Source organism: Mesorhizobium sp. LjRoot246 (assembly GCF_964254115.1).
Taxonomy (GTDB): Bacteria; Pseudomonadota; Alphaproteobacteria; order Rhizobiales; family Rhizobiaceae; genus Mesorhizobium.
Window position 1 is genome coordinate 122565 of sequence record NZ_CAXUSN020000001.1, and the last position, 20164, is coordinate 142728.

Genomic DNA, 20164 nt, shown 5'->3' on the forward strand with positions numbered 1-20164 from the left:
TGGAACACCCCGTTTGCTTACCCCTCGGGAAGCAGGAAAAAAATCCGCGATTTTGCTAAATGGCAGAAAAAATTAGCAGTTTTTTCCATTCACGGGATTGTTAACGACTGCATTTTTTTATTGATCGCCGATCCGGCGAAATCGATGCCGCGCACGCTTCCGCGCGGCCGAGGGTGCGGCGGGACACCGGCTGGCAGTGTCGGCGGCAGGAAAGATTTTCGGCGGCAAATCTTTCGCCGCCTTGCCGCAAGGGCAAGACTTGCACGGTCGCCGATGGAGGCAATACATAGGTGGTATAGCGACGGCAGCGGAGGACGTCTCTGTCAATTCAGGGGCGAGCACGGCGCGGACGAACAAGAATTGTCCAGGGAGGAATGGGTGGCAAAAGCATCAAGGACGACGGCACAGGGGAAAGCTGGAGCCAAGGCGGCTCCAAAGGCAGCCGGTGCGGCCAAGCCGAAAGCGCCAGCTGCCAAAGCCACTGCTGCCAAGCCGAAGGCAGCCACCGTCCCAACAAAGGCAAGCACAAAGCCGGCGGCCGAAGCCCCAGCCAAGACTGCCGCCGGAAAAACAACGCCTGCGGCAAAGCCCGCTGCCAAGCGTGTGGCGAAGGCAGTGGCGGCGAAGACCCCGCCGGCAGCAAAGCCAGCCGAGGCCACCGCCAAGCGATTGCCAAAAACACTCACGGCGCTGGCCGCCGGTCTGCCGGAAAAGCCGTGGCTCAAGAGCTACCCGAAAAACGTGCCGGCCGAAATCGGTCCCCTGCCCTACAGCTCGATCGGCGATTTCCTGGTTGCCGCCTGCAAGCAATTTTCCGCGCAGCCGGCCTTCACCTGCATGGACAAGTCCATCAGCTACACCGATGTCGAGCGGCTGTCGGCGGCCTTCGGCGCCTACCTGCAATCGAAGGGCCTGCAGAAAGGCGCGCGCGTCGCACTGATGATGCCGAACGTGCTGCAATATCCGGTGGCGATGATGGCCGTGCTGCGCGCCGGTTATGTCGTGGTGAACATCAATCCGCTCTACACGCCGCGCGAGCTCGAACATCAGCTGAAGGATTCCGGTGCCCAAGCCATCGTCATCCTGGAGAACTTCGCCAACACCTTGCAGGCGGTGATCGCCAGGACCGCGGTCAAGCATGTGGTGGTCGCCGCGATGGGCGATATGCTCGGCGGCCTGAAGGGCACGATCGTCAATTTCGTCGTGCGCCGCGTGAAGAAGATGGTGCCGGCATGGTCGCTGCCCGGCCATGTCAAGTTCAATGCCGCCATGAAGGCCGGCGCCGGCATGGGCTTCAAGCCGGCCAAGGTGGCAGCCGACGATGTCGCCTTCCTGCAATATACGGGCGGCACCACGGGCGTGTCGAAAGGTGCCACGCTGCTGCACAGAAACGTGCTCGCCAATGTCGCGCAGAACGCGCAGTGGATGGAGGATGCCTATACGATCAAGCCGAAACCGGCGCACCCCAACTTCGTCTGCGCGCTGCCGCTCTATCATATCTTCGCGCTGACGGTGAACGCGCTGATGGGCATGCAGCAAGGCGCCCGCAATGTGCTCATTCCCAACCCGCGCGACATTCCCGGCTTCGTCAAGGAACTGCAGAAATATCCGGTGCACATCTTTCCCGGCCTCAACACGCTGTTCAACGCGCTGCTCAACAATGAGGACTTCCGCAAGCTCGACTTCAAGCCGCTGGTGCTGACGCTTGGCGGCGGCATGGCGGTGCAGAAGGGCGTCGCCGAACGCTGGAAGGCGCTGACCGGCTGTTCGGTCACCGAAGGTTACGGCCTCTCGGAAACCTCGCCGGTGGCCACCGCCAACAAGTTCACCGCCGGCGACTTCACCGGTACCATCGGCCTGCCGCTGCCCTCGACGGAGATCGCCATCCGCGACGACGACGGCAACAATTTGCCGCTCGGCGAGGTCGGCGAGGTCTGCATCCGGGGACCGCAAGTGATGGCGGGATACTGGAACCGGCCGGATGAGACCGCCAAGGTGATGACCAAGGACGGCTACTTCAAATCCGGCGACATGGGCTTCATGGACGAACGCGGCTACACCAAGATCGTCGACCGCAAGAAGGACATGATCCTGGTCTCGGGCTTCAACGTCTATCCGAACGAGCTCGAGGAAGTCGTGGCGATGCATCCGGGCGTGCTCGAAGTGGCGGCGATCGGCGTGCCGGACGAGCATTCGGGCGAGGTGCCGAAACTGTTCGTGGTCAAGAAGGATCCGGCGCTGACCGCCGAGGCACTGACCGCCTTTTGCCGCGAGAACCTGACCGGCTACAAGCGGCCCAGATACATCGAATTCCGCACCGAGCTGCCGAAGACACCGGTCGGCAAGATCCTGCGGCGAGCGCTGCGCGAATGATTGCAGCCGACGGCCCGCAGGCCGTGGACGCGCCTTGCCGTCCTGATCCGACGGAGTTCATCAGGGCGAACATGCGCCTCGCCCCGGTGCCGTCGCTCCCCGAGATCCGCCTCTATACGCCGCATCCGGCCAGTGGCCTGAGGCGGCTTGTCGATCCGCACCAAAGCGCCGACGTCGATGACGAGACGGACGATGATGGACCTGAGCCGCAGCCGCCCTACTGGGCCTATGTCTGGGCTGGCGGCGCGGTGCTTGCGCGCCACATTCTGGATCACCCGCGAACGGTGGCCGGTCGCCGCGTGCTCGACCTCGGTGCCGGCTCCGGCCTTGTTGGCATTGCCGCGGCCATGGCTGGCGCGCGCGAAGTCATCGCCGCCGAGACCGATCGCAACGGCCTTGCCGCTATCACTCTCAACGCGGCGGCCAATGGCGTCGCCATCACCGTGATCGCAGACGATATCACCAGGGGTTCGCCACCCACGGTCGACCTCGTGCTTGCCGGCGATGTCTTCTACAGCCAAGGCGTCGCCGACCGCGTCATGCCTTTTTTCGAACGCTGCCTGAATGCCGGCGTCGAGATCCTGGTCGGCGACCCCGGCCGCGCCTATCTGCCACGATCAAGGCTGCGCTTGCTCGCCGAATACAAGGTGCCGGATTTCGGCCAGGCGAAAAACAGCGCGCTGGAGGCGAGCGGTGTCTTTCACTTCGAGGGCTGAAGATCACTAGCGTTGAAATCAAAACCCAATCATTCTCAATGACCGGGTTCGACCGTTGCGGTTATCGAACCTACAATTTAGACGCTATGGTCGCGCCAACCAACAGGATGGCAGCGACCAGCCAAAGGGCCAGCATCGCCTTCCATTCTTTCTTTCGATTTTGAAAGAAAAAATTCATATACCGTCCCTGTCTGTCCATAATTGGGAGGTCTTTCACCACAACATACCAAACCAGGATTATAAACAATGATCCCAGTATAAATGCCCCAATTCCAAGGATATTGGTGAGAAAACCCTTCGACCCTAGTAGCTCAGTCATTCATCGTGATCCGATCATGTATGGTGCAGAGTGATCCGTCTTAGGACCTACTGCATTGACATATCGTCCTTCGGTAGAACATCGGTTAACGTCCGCTTTCCACCATCTAGACCATTGGCGGTAAAGCCCAAGCTAATTTGAGTTTCGCCCCGCTTGGCCCTCAGATCGTCTCCTTGACCCGCGCCGACAAAAAATCCGGCAGGTCGGCAACGGAGTCCAGGACAATGTCGGCAATCCCGGCCAGAGATTCGCGGGTGCCGGTGCCGGAGAGCACGCCAACCGCCAGCCCGCAGCCGCCGGCACGCGCCATTTCGAGGTCGTGCCTGTTGTCGCCGACCATGGCGATCTCCGCCGGCCTGAGGCCGGTGAGATCGCTGAAGGCCAGGATGGTGTCGGGCGCCGGCTTCGGATTGGCCACCGCGTCGTAGCCATAGGCAGCGTCGAACAATTGGGCGACGCCGAGCGTGACCAGCGTCTTTTCCGCGCCGCTGGTCGAGTCATTTGTGGCGACGCCAAGCCGGTAGGATTTCTTGTGCAGTGCCGTCAGCGTGTCGACGATGCCCGGCAGCGCCACGGCCATCGCCGAGCCCTGCACCGAGGTGATCTCGTTGAAGCGGGCAACGGCAAGCATCTGGTCCTCGTTGGACAGGCGCGGAAACCACAATTCGACGACGTCGAGATTGGTGCCGGACGCAAAGATCGAGTCAGGCTTGAAGCGTTTGTTGGCGAAATCGAAGCCGGCGGCGGCCAGCAGCCTGTCGGCTTTCCAGCGGTCGCCCTCTGACGCATCCATGGCCATGAAGTCGGCAACGCCGAGCCAGGTGGCGTTGAAGTCGACAAGCGTTCCGTCCTTGTCGAACAATATTCCCTTGATGTCTGCCAAACTTTTCACTCCGAGCCACGCAAATGGTGGATGAATCCCACAAGGCCAGCGGTCGATGCGTCCCGCTTCGCGGCACTTTCCTTGCCTTCCACGACAGGCAAAAGGCCGGTGGCCAGTTCCTTGCCGAGTTCGACGCCCCACTGGTCGAAGGAGTTGATGTTGAACAGCGTGCCCTCGACGAACACGCGATGCTCGTAAAGCGCGATCAGCCGGCCGAAGGTGCGCGGGTCGAGTTTGCGGTAGAGGATGGTCAGCGAGGGCCGGTTGCCGGAGAAGACGCGATGCGGGGCTATCTTGTCGACCTCGGCCGGCTTCATGCCCTTGGCCAGCATCTGGGCTCGCGCCTCCTCCAGCGTGCGGCCCTTCATCAGCGCTTCCGACTGCGCCAGGCAGTTGGCAAGCAGCAGATCATGCTGATGCTTGAGATCGGGCTCATGGCCGACGGCCGCGGCAAGGAATTCGACCGGGATGAAATCGGTACCCTGGTGCAGCAGTTGGAAGAAGGCATGCTGGCCGTTGGTGCCCGGCTCGCCCCAGACCAGCGGTCCGGTCGGCGTCGTCACCTGAGTGCCTTCGAGGGTGACACTCTTGCCGTTCGATTCCATGTCGAGCTGCTGCAGGTAGGCAGGCAGCCTGGACAGGCGCTGGTCGTAGGGGATGACGGCGCGCGCCGGGTAACCGCAGATGACGCGATGCCACCAGCCGACCAGCCCCAGCAGCGCCGGCAGGTTCTCCTGTACCGGCGCGGTGCGGAAATGCTCGTCCATCTCGTGCGCGCCATCAAGGAAGGCGCGAAAATTCCGCGGCCCGACAGCGATCATCACCGGCAGGCCGATCGCGCCCCAGAGCGAATAGCGGCCGCCGACCCAGTCCCAGAAGCCGAAGACGCGATCGGGCGCAATGCCGAACCTGGCCACCAGGTCGAGGGCGGTGGAGACGGCGGCGAAATGCTTGCCGACCGCTTCCTTGCCGAGCGCCTTCTGCACCCAGTCGCGCGCCGTCTGCGCATTGGTCATCGTCTCGACGGTGGTGAAGGTCTTGGAGGCGATGATGAAAAGCGTGGTTTCGGCGGACAGGCCCTTCAGCGTGTCGTGGATATGGGCGCCGTCGATGTTGGAGACGTAATGCGCGCGCGGCCCATCATGATAGGGCGCCAGCGCCAGCGTGGCCATGGCCGGGCCGAGATCGGAGCCGCCGATGCCGATGTTGACGATGTCGGTGATCTTCTTGCCGGTGGCGCCGGCCGCCTTGCCCGAGCGCACGGCATCGGCAAAGGCGCCCATGGCGTCGAGCACGGCGATGACGTCCGCTTTGACGTCCTGGCCATCGACGGTGACGCCCTTGCCGGTCAGGTTGCGCAGCGCCGTGTGCAGCACGGCACGGTCCTCGGTGAGGTTGATCTTCTTGCCGGCGAACATCGCGGCGCGGCGGCCTTCGAGATCGGCCGCCTTGGCGAGCTCCTCCAGCAGATCCATGGTGGTCGCGTCGACGGCGCATTTCGACCAGTCGAGCAGAAGGTCGCCGTCCGTGGCGGAGAATGTCACGAACCGCTTGGGATCGGCGGCGAAGGCCTGGCGCATGCTGGCGGGTGCGGCGGCGCGATGATCGCGCAACGCGGCGAGCTGTTTTTGAAAGGACGATTGATCCACTGCCAAACTCCGAGACCTAGAGCCATCATTACGGACCGGATGTTTCCGGCGCGTGTCGTCGCGACAATCTATCGGGTCGAACTCCGCCCGTTTCAATGTGCAGCGATGACGCAGACGCCACGCAGCGACGACGCATGGAGTCATCGCCGGGATGACATGCCACGTCACCCTGGGATGCCGCAGTGCAGCATCAAAACGGCGTGAAGGATCACTGGCATAAATCCCAACGATCAGAAAAATTGATTGGCGCAACCCCTTGTGCCACGGTTACGTTCGGCTGGTCCAGCCAAGCGAAAAAGGCTGGCCATCGAGGAAATCTCCCATGCCACAGCGAAACGACACGGCGATATGGTCCGGCCTGTTCCGGATTTCGGCTGAATCCGGCCAGACCCTGCAGGCGCAGATCCGCCAGGCCATCGTAGCCGCCATTCTCGACCGCCAGATCGCCGCTTCGATGCCGCTTCCTTCGTGCCGGATACTGGCCGAAAAACTCGGCGTGGCGCGCGGAACCGTGGTGCTGGCGTTCCAGCAGCTCGTCGACCAGGGTTTCCTGGTGGCGCGCGAGCGGCGTGGCCATTTCGTCAATCCCGATGTGCTGGCGACGCCGGCCAAGCCGCACCAGAAGGCGCCCGACCAGGCCAACGAGATCGACTGGAAGGCACGCCGCAAGATCGCCGCCAGTGATATGCCGCCGCCGGCCAAGCACGAGAACTGGATCAAGTCGTCCTACCCCTTCGTCTACGGCCAGTTCGACCCGGCGCTGTTCCCAACCGCCGAATGGCGCGAGTGCAACCGCATGGCGCTTGCCGTGCTCGAGATCCGCAACTGGGCGTCCGACATGGTCGACCGCGACGATCCGCTGCTGATCGAGCAGATCCAGGCGCGGCTCCTGCCCCGGCGCGGCATCTTCGCCAATCCGGACGAGATCATCGTCACGCTGGGCGCGCAGAACGCGCTCTACATGCTGGCGACGCTGCTGATGTCCAAGGGCTCGAAGGTGGCGATGGAAGACCCCGGCTATCCCGACGCCCGCTCGATCTTCCGCCTTGCAGGCGCCGAGATACAGCCGGTTCCGGTCGACCAGTCCGGCATCGTAACCGCTTCTATTCCCAATGATTCCGGCTTCGTCTTCGTTACGCCCAGCCATCATTGCCCGACCATGGTGCCGCTGTCGGCGGAACGGCGGCAGGACCTTCTGGCGCAGGCCAACCGTCACAACCAGATCATCATCGAGGACGGCTATGACAGCCAGCTTCTCGACGAGGCACCGCAGCAGGCGCTGAAGAGCCTCGATCGTTCCGGCCGTGTCGTCTATGTCGGCTCGATGTCGAAGACGCTGGCTCCTGGCCTGCGGCTTGGCTACATCGTCGCGTCCGCCGGCCTGATCTCCGAGCTCAGGGCGCTGCGCCGCTTCATGCTGCGTCATCCGCCGGCCAACAACCAGCGCGCCGTCGCACTGTTCCTGTCGCTCGGCCACCACGAGGCGCTAGTGCGGCGGCTGTCTTCAGCCTTCGACGAGCGGCGCAAGCGGCTGGTCCATGCGATTTCCGCTTTCCTGCCGGAATGGCGCTCGACCGATTCGGCCGGCGGCACCTCGCTGTGGCTCGAAGGGCCGCGCGGCACCGATTCGCGCGGGCTGGCCGAGGCGGCAGCCTCGCGCAGCGTCATCATCGAGCCGGGCGACCGTTTCTTCGATCGCACTGAAAAGCCTTCGCGTTTCATGCGGTTGGGCATCTCGTCGATCGCACTGCAGCACATCGAGCCAGGCATCCGCGAACTGGCCACCGCCGCCGGACGCAGGCCCGCGGCAGCCTGATCCATCGTCCATATCTCGTGACCGGAGCCGCTCTCAGCGGCCCCGGTTACTTTAGTCCTGGCACATGCAACTGGGCCAGCTGGCTCATAGGATGGGCCAGTGCCGGCAGCATAGTCGGCGTCAGGGGAAGAAGCAGGCCGATGGTGGACCAACCGCCACGAGTTTCCTGCCGACGAAGTGGAGTGCTTCCATGCCAGTGGCTGTCGAACAGCAGGACACGCCGGCCAGTCGTCATCCACAGCGCTCCGGTCTTCGCGAAACAGGACATGCCATGCGATCAGCTCCTCTGACGGAGGATACCGGGCCACAGCACAAGACCATCGAGGGCGGCAGCTATGGGCCGCTGCGCGGGGACGACTGCGAGCGCATCCATGAGGGCGTGCTGACGCTCCTGGAGACGGTGGGCTTCGCCAATGCCATCCCCTCCTGCATAAAGGTGCTGACCAAGGCGGGGGCGGTCCATGGCGACGATGGCCGTGTGCGCTTTCCGCGCGCGCTCGTGCTCGACACCATCAAGCGGGCGGCACGACATTTCACACTTCATGGCCAGGACGCCAGGCACGACATGGTGGTCCAGGGCAAGCGCGTGCACTACGGCACGGCAGGTATCGCCGTGCACCTGGTGGATCTGGAGAAGCGCGAGTACCGCGAATCCAAGCTGCAGGACATTTATGATGCCGCCCGCATCGTCGATGGGCTGGACAACATCCATTTCTTCCAGCGACCAATGGTGGCGCGTGACATCGCCGACCCGCTCGATATGGATTTCAACACGCTCTATGCCTGTGTGATGGGGACATCGAAGCACGTAGGAACATCGTTCACCGTGCGTGAGAACGTGAAGCCGGCGCTCGAAATGCTCTATGCCATTGCCGGCGGCGAGGAGAATTTCCGCGCCCGGCCATTTGTTTCCAACTCCAACTCGTTCGTCGTGCCGCCGATGAAGTTCGCCGAGGATGCCTGCGGCGTGCTCGAGGCCTGCGTTGAAGGCGGCATCCCGATCCTGCTGCTCTCGACCGGCCAGTCCGGCACGACGGCGCCCGCGGCGATGGCCGGCGCCGTCGTGCAAGCGGTGGCCGAAGTGCTGGCCGGCCTGGTCTATGTCAACGCGCTCAAGCCGGGCCATCCGGCGATCTTCGGCGCCTGGCCATTCATGTCGGACCTGCGCACCGGCGCCATGGCCGGCGGGTCGGCCGAGCAGTCGGTGGCAACGGCGGCCTGCGCTCAGATGGCGCAATTCTACGACCTGCCCGGCGGCTCGGCCGCCGGCATGACGGATTCGAAACTGCCCGACATTCAGTCCGGCTACGAAAAAGGCATCACCAATGTGATGGCCAGCCTCTCCGGCCTCAACCTTGTCTACGAGGCGGCCGGCATGCATGCCTCGCTGCTCGGCTTCTGCCTGGAGAGCCTGATCATCGACAACGACATGCTCGGTCATTGCCTGGGCTGTGCACGTGGCATCGAAGTGACTGACGAAGCGCTGTCGATCGACAGCATCGCCGAGGTCTGCCTCAAGGGTCCGGGCCACTACCTCGACAACGAACAAACGCTCAAGCAGACGCAGACCGAGCATTTCTACCCCGCCTTCGGCGATCGTTCATCGCCGAAGGAATGGAACGAGAAAGGTAGGCCTGATATATTGCTGCGTGCGATCACCGAGAAGAAACGCATTCTTGCCGAACGATTTCCGCGCCACGTGCCAAAACAGGTCGACGACAGATTGCGTGCCCGCTTCGGCAGCCTGATCCACCTGCCGCGCATGCACATGGGCGGCTGACCGGAGACGAGTTCGTGCAGCCATACAGCCATCACTCAGAGCCAATTCCGGACGGAAAACCGCTTCGCACTTTTCCTGGAATTGCTCCAGGACCAACCATCGGGCAGAACGACAAATGAGTGTGCATCCTATCCAGCAAGCCCACACCGACGGCGACGCGATCGATCGGCTGGTGGCATCTCATCGGCCAGGCCACGGCTTGGTCCGTGCCTTCTATCATGACCCGGCGATCTTCGAGCGGGACATGGAACGTGTCTTTCGCCGCCACTGGCATTGCCTGGCGCATGCCAGCGTCATTGCGAATCCCGGCGATTTCGAGCTGTTCAAGCTGGGTGACGAGGCGGTCATCCTGACGCGCGGTATGGATGGCGCCGTGCATGCCATGCTCAATGTCTGCCGCCACCGCGGCGCTGAGGTCTGCACCAAGGCGAAGGGCAACGCGAAGATGTTTGTGTGCCCCTACCACGCATGGGCCTATTCCAATGACGGATCCTTGCGTGCCGCACGCCTGATGCCGAAGGATTTCGACCGCTCGGCGCACGGGCTGAAGAAGCTTCATGTCCGCGTCGCCTCCGGGCTGGTCTTCATTTCCTTCGCCGAGACGCCGCTCGATTTCGATCCGATCGAACAGTCGCTGCGCACGAGCTGCGGCCAGTATGGCTGGGGCGACGCCAAGGTGGCGTATCGCCAGTCCTATCCGCTCGACGCCAACTGGAAGCTCGCCGTCGAGAACTATGTCGAATGCTACCATTGCGGGCCGGCGCATCCGGAATATTCGCAGACGCATGCGCTGGAAAAGCCGGCCGAGATGATCGAGCAGCTCAATGCCGCGATGGAGCAACGCACCTGCGCGCTCGGCGTCGAGATCGGCAGCGCCAACCGCTGGCAGAATTCGGCCGCCGGACAGGAGGCGATCCACACCTTCCGCTACGCGCTCTATGATGGCGTTTCGAGCGGCAGCCAGGACGGCTCGCCGGTGGCCCCGCTGATGGGCCGCTTCACCGACTATGACGGTGGCGTCACCTCCATCCACCTCGCCGGCACGACCTTCCTCGTCTGCTATCCCGACCACGGCATGATCTACCGCTTCATCCCGAAAACGGCCGGGACCTGCGAGATGGAACTGATCTGGCTGGTGCGCGGCGACGCGGTCGAAGGCCAGGACTACGATCTGGAGAAGCTGACCTGGCTGTGGAAGGTCACCACCGAAGAGGACAAGAAGATCATCGAGCACACCGCGCGTGGCGTGCGCTCGCACTATTTCGTGCCCGGCCCGATCGCGCCGATGGAATACAACGAGCTGCGTTACATCGGCTGGTATCTCGAGGAGATCAGCCGGGCTTGATGGGCTCGGCTGCCGCGGGAGAATCAGGCAGATCTTGCCTCTCGCGTCATTCCGCGCTGAGCCCGTATCGGTCGACGACTTCGGCGTTGATGAGCTTGGCATGCAGCGTCATCAGCACGATCTGCGCGTCGAAGCTGTCGCCGGCCTCAAGTGCCGCCTCGATGCGGCGCTCGGCATCCAGCGTCCGCTCCTGGCCATTGGCTCGCTCGAAGGTTTCGGGACCCGCTATGCAATAGCTGCACAATTGTGCCACCGACGCATAGGTACCCGGCGGCGGCTCGTCGGGCCAGTGATCCTTCATCAGATTGACGATGGTGAGTTTTACCCCTTCCGGCACAAGGGCGGGATGAAGGTCCGCACCACGCAACGCGGCGTCGAGCTGCCTGAGGTCACCCGAGCGGCCGAACATTCCAAGGAAACCTAGGGAAGAGCGCCGTCCTGCCATAATGGTCCAATCCGTTCCCAACCAATTAGGTGGTTCACCGGCGGAATACAAAGGCGGCGGCATCCAAAGCTTCAAGTCTTTGCAGGCATCAGCCACTTGCCGCCAACAGCAAGACCCCGGCAAGGGCGGATCCGGCAAGCGTCGGCAACATGCCGATTTTCAACCTCAGGACGGCGATCATCGTGGCACAGGAGAGCAGCGCTGCGCGCCAGTCGATCGACGAAAACACCGGCACATTCATGCCGAGGCCCATCGCGTGCACCTCGCGGAAAATAACGTGCAGGGCAAACCAGAGAGCCAGATTCATGATGACGCCGACAACAGCGGCGGTAATCGCACCCAGTGCGGCCGACAATGCCTTGTTGCCGCGCAAGGCCTCGATGTAAGGCGCGCCGAGAAATATCCAGAAGAAGCAGGGGGTGAACGTCACCCACAGGGTGAGCAACGCCCCCAGAGATCCGGCAAGCAATGGGTCCGGCGACCCGGCGTGGCGGAATGCGGCGATGAAGCCGACAAACTGCAGCACCAGGATGAGCGGACCTGGCGTCGTTTCGGCAAGGCCGAGACCATCGACCATTTCGCCAGGCGCCAGCCAGCCGAAGGACTGGACGGCTGCCTGCGCGACATAGGCAAGCACTGCGTAGGCGCCACCGAAGGTGACGACAGCCATCAGACTGAAGAACCGCCCTATCTCGGTCCACACGCTTGCGGAGCCGGTGAACCACCAGATCAAAAGGACGGGTCCGAGCCAGATCGGCAGCCAGATCGCGACGGTGCTCGGTGCGTGCCATCTGGTCGGTCTGACATGGGCCAGCTCACCGCGTTCGAACATCAGGTCGACCGCTCCCTTGACGTCGGGAACATCGCCCTTGCCATTTGCGGAGCCGGAAAACAGGCCAGGTGCAAAGCGGTCTCCCAGCCACCCGGTCAGGCCGGCGAGCAGGACGATGAGCGGGAACGGCACATTCAGCGCATAGATGGCGACGAACGCCGCCACCGCGATCGACACCATGACTGGGTTTTTCAGAGCGCGCCGTCCGATCCGGATCACCGCCTCGACGACGATGGCAAGCACCGCCGCCTTGACCCCGAAAAACAGCGCCGCGACGAGCGGCATGTCGCCATAGAGCACGTAGAGACTGCTCAAGGCGAGCATGACCAGCGCGCCCGGCACGACGAACAGGGCGCCGGCGACAAGGCCACCGACCGTCCTGTGCAGCAGCCAACCGATATAGATGGCGAGTTGCTGGGCTTCCGGGCCAGGCAGCAGCATGCAGTAGTTCAGCGCATGCAAGAAACGCTGCTCGCCGATCCAGCGCCGCTCCTCGACCAGTTCCTTGTGCATCAAGGCGATCTGCCCGGCCGGCCCGCCGAAGCTGAGCAGCCCGATTTTCGCCCAGACCTTTACGGCCTCGGTGAAGGTCGGCGCAGCGGGTACCGGAGCGTTTTCCGCTGTATCCGCCGGGACGAGAGCGCTCATGTCGGTTTACCCGCAGCCGGCCAATTGTGCGTTTCTTCGGTGGCGTCGCGGCACCAACGGAAGAACGCGTCATAGAGCAGCATGCCTGCTTCCAGTTGTTCCAGATCGTCGCGGAACATACGCGACAGACCAAGCGAGGCCGCCAGAAAGCCGGCCGCCTGGGGCACCAGGTCGAGGCTTGCGGTGTCGGCCGCGCGCACGATCAACGCCAGGCGATCGAGCGCTTCGGATTCCAGCCCGAACTCCTCGATCATCGTGTCGAAGGTGCAGCGTTCGCCGCGATGGCTCCAGAACACATTGTCGATGTCGAACGGCACGGCCTGAAAGCGGTCGGCAACAGCCAATACTTCAGCGGGTTCGACAAACAGGAACACCGCGTCGGGGTCGACGAAACGCCGGATCAGCCACGGACAAGCGATGCGGTCGACCTTCGGGCGTGATCGCGTCACCCAGACGGTGGCGCCCTTTTCATTGCGTGGCGGCATCTTGGCGGTGCGGACCAAAAGCCCCCCAGCATCGCGCCAGGCTTCAAAGCCGCCTTCAAGGGATTCGGCGGAAATCCCCTCATGACGCAGCCATGCGGCCACGCCTTGCGAGAGCTTTTGCCCCTTCTGGCAGACGACGGCCACGGACTTGCCGGCGAACGCGGCCGCCCAGGTCGAAACGGTTTTGAAATCGCGCCGGCACGAGGCCGGCAACAGGCGCGGATCGGCGTCGAAATCATCATCGATGCGGACATCGATGATGACAGGTGCGCCCGGCAGACCAATCAGGCGGGACAGTTGCGATATAGTGATAGCGGTTGTTGACGGCATGGCGTCCACCTCCTGAAAAGAGAAGCTTGGACGCGAACGTTGGGCTGACGCCTCACGGGGTCGTCGCGATGCACCCCTTGCCATCATGGTGGAATTGTTGGGTGCGCTTGTCAAGGATGACGCCTTGTCCACCTGCTACTGCATGCGCCGCGCTGAACGAAAAACGACAGGCGGCCTAGTTCGTCAGGTCGCCTGCCGTCGCTCCACATCTATGATTGTCGGCAGGAATAATTGATGACTGCCCTAGGGAATAATTGATGATTATCTCTTGGAATAATAGATGACTATTCCTTGGAATAATCAATGATTGTCCCTGGGGACTCCGCTGGTGTGCGCTACATCCTGGTATTTCACCGCCGGTTCCAGCACCATTCCCTCTGAAAACTGCGCGACCATGCCGCGCTGGATCTCCTGCCAAGGCGTCTGATGCTTCGGGTAGTGAAAGCCGCCATTGTTTTGCAGTTCGGCGCGGCGGCGGGTGATCTCGTCGTCGCTGACGAGGATGTCGGCCGTGCCCTTGCGCAGGTCGATACGAACACGGTCGCCGGTCTTGAGCAGCGCCAAGCCACCACCGATGGCGGCTTCGGGCGAGGCATTGAGGATCGACGGCGAACCCGACGTGCCCGACTGGCGGCCGTCACCGATGCAGGCAAGCGCGTGGATGCCCTTCTTGATGAGGTAGGCCGGCGGCTGCATGTTGACGACCTCGGCGCCGCCGGGATAGCCGACCGGGCCGGCGCCGCGCATGAACAGGATGGTGTGTTCGTCGATGCCTTGCGCCGGGTCGTCGATGCGGGCGTGGTAATCCTCCGGCCCGTCGAAAACCATGGCGTTGCCTTCGAAAGCCTCGGGATCCTTGGGGTTGGACAAATAGCGCTCGCGGAATTCGGGCGAGATGCCACTGGTCTTCATGATCGCCGAATCGAACAGATTGCCCCTGAGGTTGATGAAACCGGCATTGGCCTTCAGCGGCTTGGCGACAGAGCGGATGACGTCGGGGTTTTCGTTGGCGACGCCCTCGCTATTCGCACCGATCGACTTGCCGTTGACGGTTCGCGCGCCGGGATGCGGCAACAGCCCGCCCTTCATCAGTTCGGCAATGACCGCCGGCACGCCACCGGCATGATGGTAGTCCTCGCCGAGGTATTCGCCCGTCGGTTGCAAATTGACCAGCAGCGGCACATTGAGGCCGACCGTCTGCCAGTCGTCATTGTCGAGCTTGACTCCAAGGTGGCGGGCAATGGCATTGAGATGGATCGGTGCATTGGTCGAGCCGCCAATGGCCGAATTGACGACGATGGCATTCTCGAAAGCCTCCCTCGTCATGATGTCGGACGGCTTCAGATCCTCATGCACCATCTCGACGATGCGTTTTCCGGTCTCGTAGGAAATCTGGCCGCGCTCGCGGTAAGGCGCGGGAATGGCGGCCGAGCCCGGCAATTGCATGCCGAGCGCCTCGGCCAGCGAGTTCATCGTCGTGGCGGTGCCCATGGTGTTGCAATAGCCGGTGGACGGCGCCGACGAAGCAACGATGTCCATGAACTCGTCATAGCCGATCTCGCCGGCCGAAAGCCGCTGGCGCGATTCCCAGACGATAGTGCCCGAGCCGGTGCGCTTGCCCTTGTGCCAGCCATTGAGCATCGGGCCGACCGACAGCGCGATCGCCGGAATGTTGACCGTGGCCGCCGCCATCAGCAAGGCTGGCGTCGTCTTGTCGCAACCGATGGTCAGCACGACACCATCGAGCGGATAGCCGTAGAGCACCTCGACCAGGCTGAGATAGGCAAGGTTGCGGTCGAGCGCCGCTGTCGGGCGCTTGCCCGTCTCCTGGATCGGATGGCAAGGGAATTCAAACGGAATGCCGCCCATCGAGACGATGCCTTCGCGCACGCGCTTCGCAAGTTCGATATGGTGGCGGTTGCACGGCGACAGATCCGAACCGGTCTGGGCGATGCCGATCAGCGGCTTGCCGGACATCAGTTCGGCGCGCGTCAGGCCGTAATTCAGGTAGCGCTCGAGGTAGAGCGCCGTCATGCCCGGATTGTCGGGATTGTCGAACCACTCCTGCGAGCGAAATTTTTTCTTCTGGGTGGGGGCGCCTGCCATCATGGTCTCCGTATTTGTAAGACAAATCGATATGGCAACGCGCGGGAGCAGGCAAGAGGGCGTGCGGTCGCAACCGGACTTTGGTGTGATAGACAGGCACCAAGCCGTGCGTTACGGCTTCAAACAGTCTTGTCCTGGAGGGTTTCATGGCTTTGGTGATCGAAGGCGAGGAACGCATTGCCGCACCGCTGCAAAAAGTGTGGGAAGCGCTGAACGATCCCGAGGTCTTGAAGGCGACGATTCCCGGCTGCCAGAGCCTGGAGATGAAGTCGCCGACCGAAATGGCGGCGACGGTGGTGGTGAAGATCGGGCCGATCAAGGCGACGTTCAACGGCGGGGTCACGCTGAAGAACCTGAAGCCGCCGCATTCCTACACCATCCAAGGCGAAGGCAAGGGCGGCATAGCCGGCTTCGCCAAGGGCGGCGCCGACGTGACGCTGACCGAAGATGGGCCGGATGCCACGGTGCTGAAATATGCGGCCAAGGCCGATGTCGGCGGCAAGATCGCCCAGCTCGGCAGCCGGCTGATCGAATCGACCTCAAAGAAACTGGCCGGACAGTTTTTTTCGAGTTTTGGCGAGAAGGTGGGCGGCTGAGGATTTCCCTCCCCCTTGAGGGGCAGGGCTATCGCATATGGAATTCCATGGAATTCCTGAGATGTCTGCGCGGCACGGACCCCCACCCCTAACCCCTCCCCACAAGGTGGAGGGAGACTTCCGTTGGCGCCGACCTCGGCGAATCGCCTGTCTTTTCGGCGTCAAAGAAGACTTAAAGGCACGCGGCAGCGTTCCCTCCCCCTTGGGGGGAGGGTTAGGGTGGGGGTCCTTCTTCGCAAGAATCCATATGCAATAGCCCTGCCCTCAAGGAGGAGGGATATCCGCGCTACTCGAACACGATACTCGGCACGGCGGCAGCAGCCGCACCACGCTCTTCATTGACCCGGTCCCAGACCTTCGAAGCGATGTCGCGGTAGATTTTTGCTTCGGGGCCGTCGGGCTTCGAGACGACCACGGGCGTGCCGGCATCCGAGCTTTCGCGAATGCCCATTTCGAGCGGCACCTCACCGAGGAAGGTGACGCCGAGACGCTCGGCTTCGCGGCGCGCGCCGCCATGACCGAAAATATCGTAGCGTTTGCCGGTGTCCGGGGCGACGAAATAGCTCATGTTCTCGACGATGCCGAGCAACGGCACGTCGACCTTCTTGAACATGTTGAGGCCTTTTCGCGCATCGATCAGGGCCAGATCCTGCGGCGTCGAAACGATGACGGCGCCAGCCAGCGGCACTTGCTGGGCCATCGTCAGCTGCGCGTCGCCGGTGCCGGGCGGCATGTCGACGACGAGCACGTCGAGCCGGCCCCATTCGACCTCGCGCAGCATCTGCGTCAGCGCCGACATCACCATCGGGCCACGCCAGATCATCGGCGTTTCCTCATCGACGAGGAAGCCCATCGACATCACCTTCAGGCCGTAATTCTCCATCGGCTTCAGGATCTTACCGTCGACGGTCTGCGGCCGGCCGTGGATGTTCAACAACCTGGGCATGGACGGGCCGTAGATGTCGGCATCGAGCACGCCGACGCGCAAACCGTTGGCGGCGAGGCCAAGCGCGATGTTGACGGCGGTGGTCGATTTGCCGACGCCGCCTTTGCCGGAGGCGACCGCGATGATCGCCTCGATGCCGGGCACGCCGCGCTTTCCCGAGCTGTGTGAGGCCGGCGCGTGCGGAGCGGCACGCGCCGCGGCAGCGGGCGGAGCCGGCGGCGCGGGCCTGGGGCGCGAGGGAACCGGCGCCTCCATGCCGCCGCCCTTTTTCTCCGCCGTCAGCGCGACGACGGCGCCGGCGACGCCGGGAATCGCCTTGACGACACGCTCGGCGGCGGCACGCAGCGGCTCCATCTCCTGGGCGCGGGCGGCGGGAACGGTAATCGAGAAGAAAACCTTGCCGTCGGCGATGAAAATCTCCGAAACCATACCGAGGTCGACGATGTTGCCGGTGAAGTCAGGTCCATTGACCGTCTTCAGCCGCTCGGTGACGATTTCCTTGGTGACGGACATGGCAGTTTTTCCTTACGCAGCTTGCGCCTGAGATAGTGCAGTTTCCGAACAGAACCAAGCCGTGCGGCAACAAGCTGCCCGGGCGTGCCCGTAAAAACGACAAAGCCTGCTGGATTTGCCCGATCAAACGCATTGCGGGAAAACGCAGCCAAGTGTCCGGTCATTCCAGCAAGCTGACGGTCGCCAATCAACCGGTGCGACCTATCTGCATGACCATGATGAGCACGACAACCAGGGAAGGAGATCATCATGCTCGCAAACTGCAACGCAACAGCCAATCTCGCGGTGAAGGATCTCGCGAAAGCCAAGGCTTTCTATGAGGGGACGCTTGGCCTGAAGCAGGTGCACGATGAGGGCGGCGAACTGATCGTGTACAAAAGCGGCGACACAGCTATCAACGTTTACCATTCCCAATTTGCCGGAACCAACAAGGCGACAGCGGTGACCTGGACGGTTGGCGACGAGATCGGCAATGTCGTCAAGGAGCTGAAGTCGAAGGGCGTCGCCTTCGAGCACTATCAGATGCCGGGCTTGACGCTGGAGGGCGATCTCCACGTCGGTTACGGAATGAAGGTCGCCTGGTTCAAGGATCCGGACGGCAACATTCTGAACCTTGTGGACAGGTAGATTTCTTACGTCACCTCGCCAGGCCAACCGCGAGGTAGGTGAGCGCCGAAATCAAAGCGGTGGCCGGCAAGGTGACGATCCAGGCAATGACGATGTTGCCGGCAATGCCCCAGCGCACGGCCGAGATGCGGCGGGCGGCGCCGACGCCGATGATGGCGCCGGTGATGGTGTGCGTGGTCGACACGGGAACACCGAGCCAGGTGGCGGCAAACAGGGTGACCGCCCCGCCGGTCTCGGCGCAGAAACCCTGCATCGGGTTCAGCCGGGTGATCTTCGAGCCCATTGTGTGGACGATGCGCCAGCCGCCTAACAATGTGCCTAGCGCCAGCGCCGACTGACAGGTGAGGACGACCCAGAGCGGCACATAGAAAGTCCCGCCGAGCATGCCTTGCGAATAGAGCAGCACGGCGATGATGCCCATGGTTTTCTGGGCGTCGTTGCCGCCGTGCCCGAGCGAATAGAGCGAGGCGGAAAAGAACTGCATGACGCGAAACGTGCTGTCTACCGCAAACGGCGTCTGGCGCACGAAAAGCCAGGAAACGGCGAGGATCAGGACAAGCGCCAGGACAAAACCGGTTGCCGGCGAGACGACGATCGCGGCGACCGTCTTGCCGAGCCCCGTCCAGACGATGGCGCCCACGCCTGCCTTTGCGACACCGGCGCCGACCAGTCCGCCGATCAGCGCATGCGAGCTGCTCGACGGGATGCCGGCGATCCAGGTGACGATGTTCCAGACGATGGCGCCGACAAGGGCTGCAAAGATCACCGCCGGGGTGACGATGCTGACGTCGACGATACCCTTGCCCACTGTCTCGGCGACGTGGAGGCCGAAGAACATGAAGGCGATGAAATTGAAGAATGCCGCCCATAGCACCGCATATTGCGGCCTGAGCACCCGGGTCGAGACGATGGTGGCGATGGAGTTGGCGGCATCGTGCAGACCGTTGAGAAAGTCGAAGAACAGCGCGACGGCGACGAGGCCGGCGAGAACGGGAAAGGCGATGGTGGCTTCCATCACCTATACATTCTCGATGACAATGCCGCTGATCTCGTTGGCGACGTCCTCGAAGCGGTCGACCACCTTTTCCAGCTGGCCATAGATCTCGCTGCCGATCAGGTAGGCCATCGGATCGCCGCGGCCATGTTTCCTGAAGAGATCCTTCAACCCTTGCTCGTGCAGATCGTCGGCCCGGCTTTCGACGCGCATGACCTCTTCGGCGATGGCATTGAGGCGCACCGTATGCGCTCCGACCTTGCTGAGCAGCGGGATCGCTTCGGCGACCAGCTTGGCGGCGGCGACGATGACGCCGCCCATTTCCTGCATCAGCGGGTCGAATTCCTTCTTTTCGAATAGCTTCACCGTCTTGACCGTCTTGTGCATCATGTCGATGGCATCATCCATCGACTGGATCAGGTCCTTGATGTCGCCGCGATCGAAAGGCGTGATGAAGGAGCGCCGCACCGCCAGCAGGACTTCCGCGGTGATGTGGTCGGCCTCGTCTTCGAGATCGATGATCTTCTGGCACCAGCGGTCGATATCCTTGCCCTGGAGAAGCTGCTCCAGCGCCTCGGCGCCGCCGACCACGGTGCGGGAATGTCGTTCGAACAGGTCGAAGAAGCGATCTTCGCGCGGCAGCAGCTTGCGGAACCAGCCCAGCATGGTCGATCTCCCAGTTTCATCCACATAGCGCCGCATTCAGTCGCGGGAAACAGGTAGCCGGCTTAAAGATGTGGATGCAGGCCAATTGTGCATCG

16 protein-coding genes are annotated in these 20164 nt (G+C 62.7%); 7 read left to right on the forward strand and 9 right to left on the reverse strand.

From position 1 onward, the window contains the following. Positions 1-378 precede the first annotated feature (378 nt). Positions 379-2373 carry a long-chain fatty acid--CoA ligase gene (locus ACSQ3L_RS00590; protein WP_436158165.1) on the forward strand — a complete coding sequence of 665 codons (1995 nt, stop codon included), beginning with the start codon at positions 379-381 and terminating at the stop codon, positions 2371-2373. Beyond that, positions 2370-3089, forward strand: a complete 720-nt coding sequence (locus ACSQ3L_RS00595; protein ID WP_436158166.1) for a class I SAM-dependent methyltransferase — start codon at positions 2370-2372, stop codon at positions 3087-3089. The genes ACSQ3L_RS00590 and ACSQ3L_RS00595 overlap by 4 nt, the downstream gene beginning before the upstream one ends. Positions 3090-3568: 479 nt before the next feature. Here ACSQ3L_RS00595 and ACSQ3L_RS00600 read toward each other — a convergent pair whose 3' ends face one another. Both ACSQ3L_RS00600 and pgi read right to left on the reverse strand, forming a co-directional pair. Further along, on the reverse strand, positions 3569-4291 hold the full coding sequence (locus ACSQ3L_RS00600) for an HAD family hydrolase (RefSeq protein ID WP_436158167.1): 723 nt from the start codon (positions 4289-4291) through the stop codon (positions 3569-3571). A 5-nt stretch (positions 4292-4296) separates the two neighbouring features. Then, positions 4297-5946, reverse strand: coding sequence for a glucose-6-phosphate isomerase (pgi, locus tag ACSQ3L_RS00605; RefSeq protein ID WP_436158168.1), 1650 nt, complete (start codon positions 5944-5946; stop codon positions 4297-4299). Between the two features lie 316 nt (positions 5947-6262). Here pgi and ACSQ3L_RS00610 point away from each other — a divergent pair, with 316 nt between their 5' ends. The 3 genes from ACSQ3L_RS00610 to ACSQ3L_RS00620 all read left to right on the forward strand — a co-directional run bounded on the left by ACSQ3L_RS00610 (position 6263) and on the right by ACSQ3L_RS00620 (position 10881). Beyond that, a complete protein-coding gene (locus ACSQ3L_RS00610; RefSeq protein ID WP_436158169.1) occupies positions 6263-7756 on the forward strand; it encodes a PLP-dependent aminotransferase family protein in 1494 nt (497 codons plus the stop codon). Positions 7757-7946: 190 nt separating this feature from the next. Then, a complete protein-coding gene (locus ACSQ3L_RS00615; RefSeq protein WP_436158170.1) occupies positions 7947-9536 on the forward strand; it encodes a trimethylamine methyltransferase family protein in 1590 nt (529 codons plus the stop codon). 115 nt (positions 9537-9651) lie between these two features. Then, positions 9652-10881 carry an aromatic ring-hydroxylating oxygenase subunit alpha gene (locus tag ACSQ3L_RS00620; RefSeq protein WP_436158171.1) on the forward strand — a complete coding sequence of 410 codons (1230 nt, stop codon included), beginning with the start codon at positions 9652-9654 and terminating at the stop codon, positions 10879-10881. Positions 10882-10927: 46 nt separating this feature from the next. On the opposite strand, the gene ACSQ3L_RS00625 is transcribed toward ACSQ3L_RS00620, so the two are convergent. The 4 genes from ACSQ3L_RS00625 to ACSQ3L_RS00640 all read right to left on the reverse strand — a co-directional run bounded on the left by ACSQ3L_RS00625 (position 10928) and on the right by ACSQ3L_RS00640 (position 15727). Further along, positions 10928-11326: a hypothetical protein gene (locus ACSQ3L_RS00625; protein ID WP_436158172.1), complete on the reverse strand. Its 399-nt coding sequence runs from the start codon at positions 11324-11326 to the stop codon at positions 10928-10930. 88 nt (positions 11327-11414) lie between these two features. Next, entirely contained in the window at positions 11415-12806 is a 1392-nt protein-coding gene (gene chrA / locus ACSQ3L_RS00630; RefSeq protein WP_436158173.1) for a chromate efflux transporter, read from the reverse strand. After that, entirely contained in the window at positions 12803-13621 is an 819-nt protein-coding gene (locus ACSQ3L_RS00635; protein WP_436158174.1) for a chromate resistance protein ChrB domain-containing protein, read from the reverse strand. Before ACSQ3L_RS00635 ends, chrA begins: the two co-directional genes overlap by 4 nt. A gap of 300 nt (positions 13622-13921) precedes the next feature. Further along, positions 13922-15727, reverse strand: coding sequence for an IlvD/Edd family dehydratase (locus ACSQ3L_RS00640; RefSeq protein WP_436158175.1), 1806 nt, complete (start codon positions 15725-15727; stop codon positions 13922-13924). A 146-nt stretch (positions 15728-15873) separates the two neighbouring features. Between ACSQ3L_RS00640 and ACSQ3L_RS00645 the strand changes: the two genes are divergently transcribed. After that, positions 15874-16323 (forward strand): SRPBCC family protein, encoded by a 450-nt coding sequence (locus ACSQ3L_RS00645; RefSeq protein WP_436158176.1) that lies wholly within the window; start codon positions 15874-15876, stop codon positions 16321-16323. 286 nt (positions 16324-16609) lie between these two features. On the opposite strand, the gene ACSQ3L_RS00650 is transcribed toward ACSQ3L_RS00645, so the two are convergent. Further along, entirely contained in the window at positions 16610-17782 is a 1173-nt protein-coding gene (locus ACSQ3L_RS00650; RefSeq protein WP_436158177.1) for an Mrp/NBP35 family ATP-binding protein, read from the reverse strand. A gap of 249 nt (positions 17783-18031) precedes the next feature. Here ACSQ3L_RS00650 and ACSQ3L_RS00655 point away from each other — a divergent pair, with 249 nt between their 5' ends. Next, on the forward strand, positions 18032-18409 hold the full coding sequence (locus tag ACSQ3L_RS00655) for a VOC family protein (protein WP_436158178.1): 378 nt from the start codon (positions 18032-18034) through the stop codon (positions 18407-18409). Positions 18410-18419: 10 nt separating this feature from the next. Here ACSQ3L_RS00655 and ACSQ3L_RS00660 read toward each other — a convergent pair whose 3' ends face one another. Together ACSQ3L_RS00660 and ACSQ3L_RS00665 are read right to left on the reverse strand one after the other, a co-directional pair. Next, positions 18420-19424, reverse strand: a complete 1005-nt coding sequence (locus ACSQ3L_RS00660; protein WP_436163352.1) for an anion permease — start codon at positions 19422-19424, stop codon at positions 18420-18422. 3 nt (positions 19425-19427) lie between these two features. Then, positions 19428-20069, reverse strand: coding sequence for a DUF47 family protein (locus ACSQ3L_RS00665; protein ID WP_436158179.1), 642 nt, complete (start codon positions 20067-20069; stop codon positions 19428-19430). Between the last annotated feature and the right edge of the window lie 95 nt (positions 20070-20164).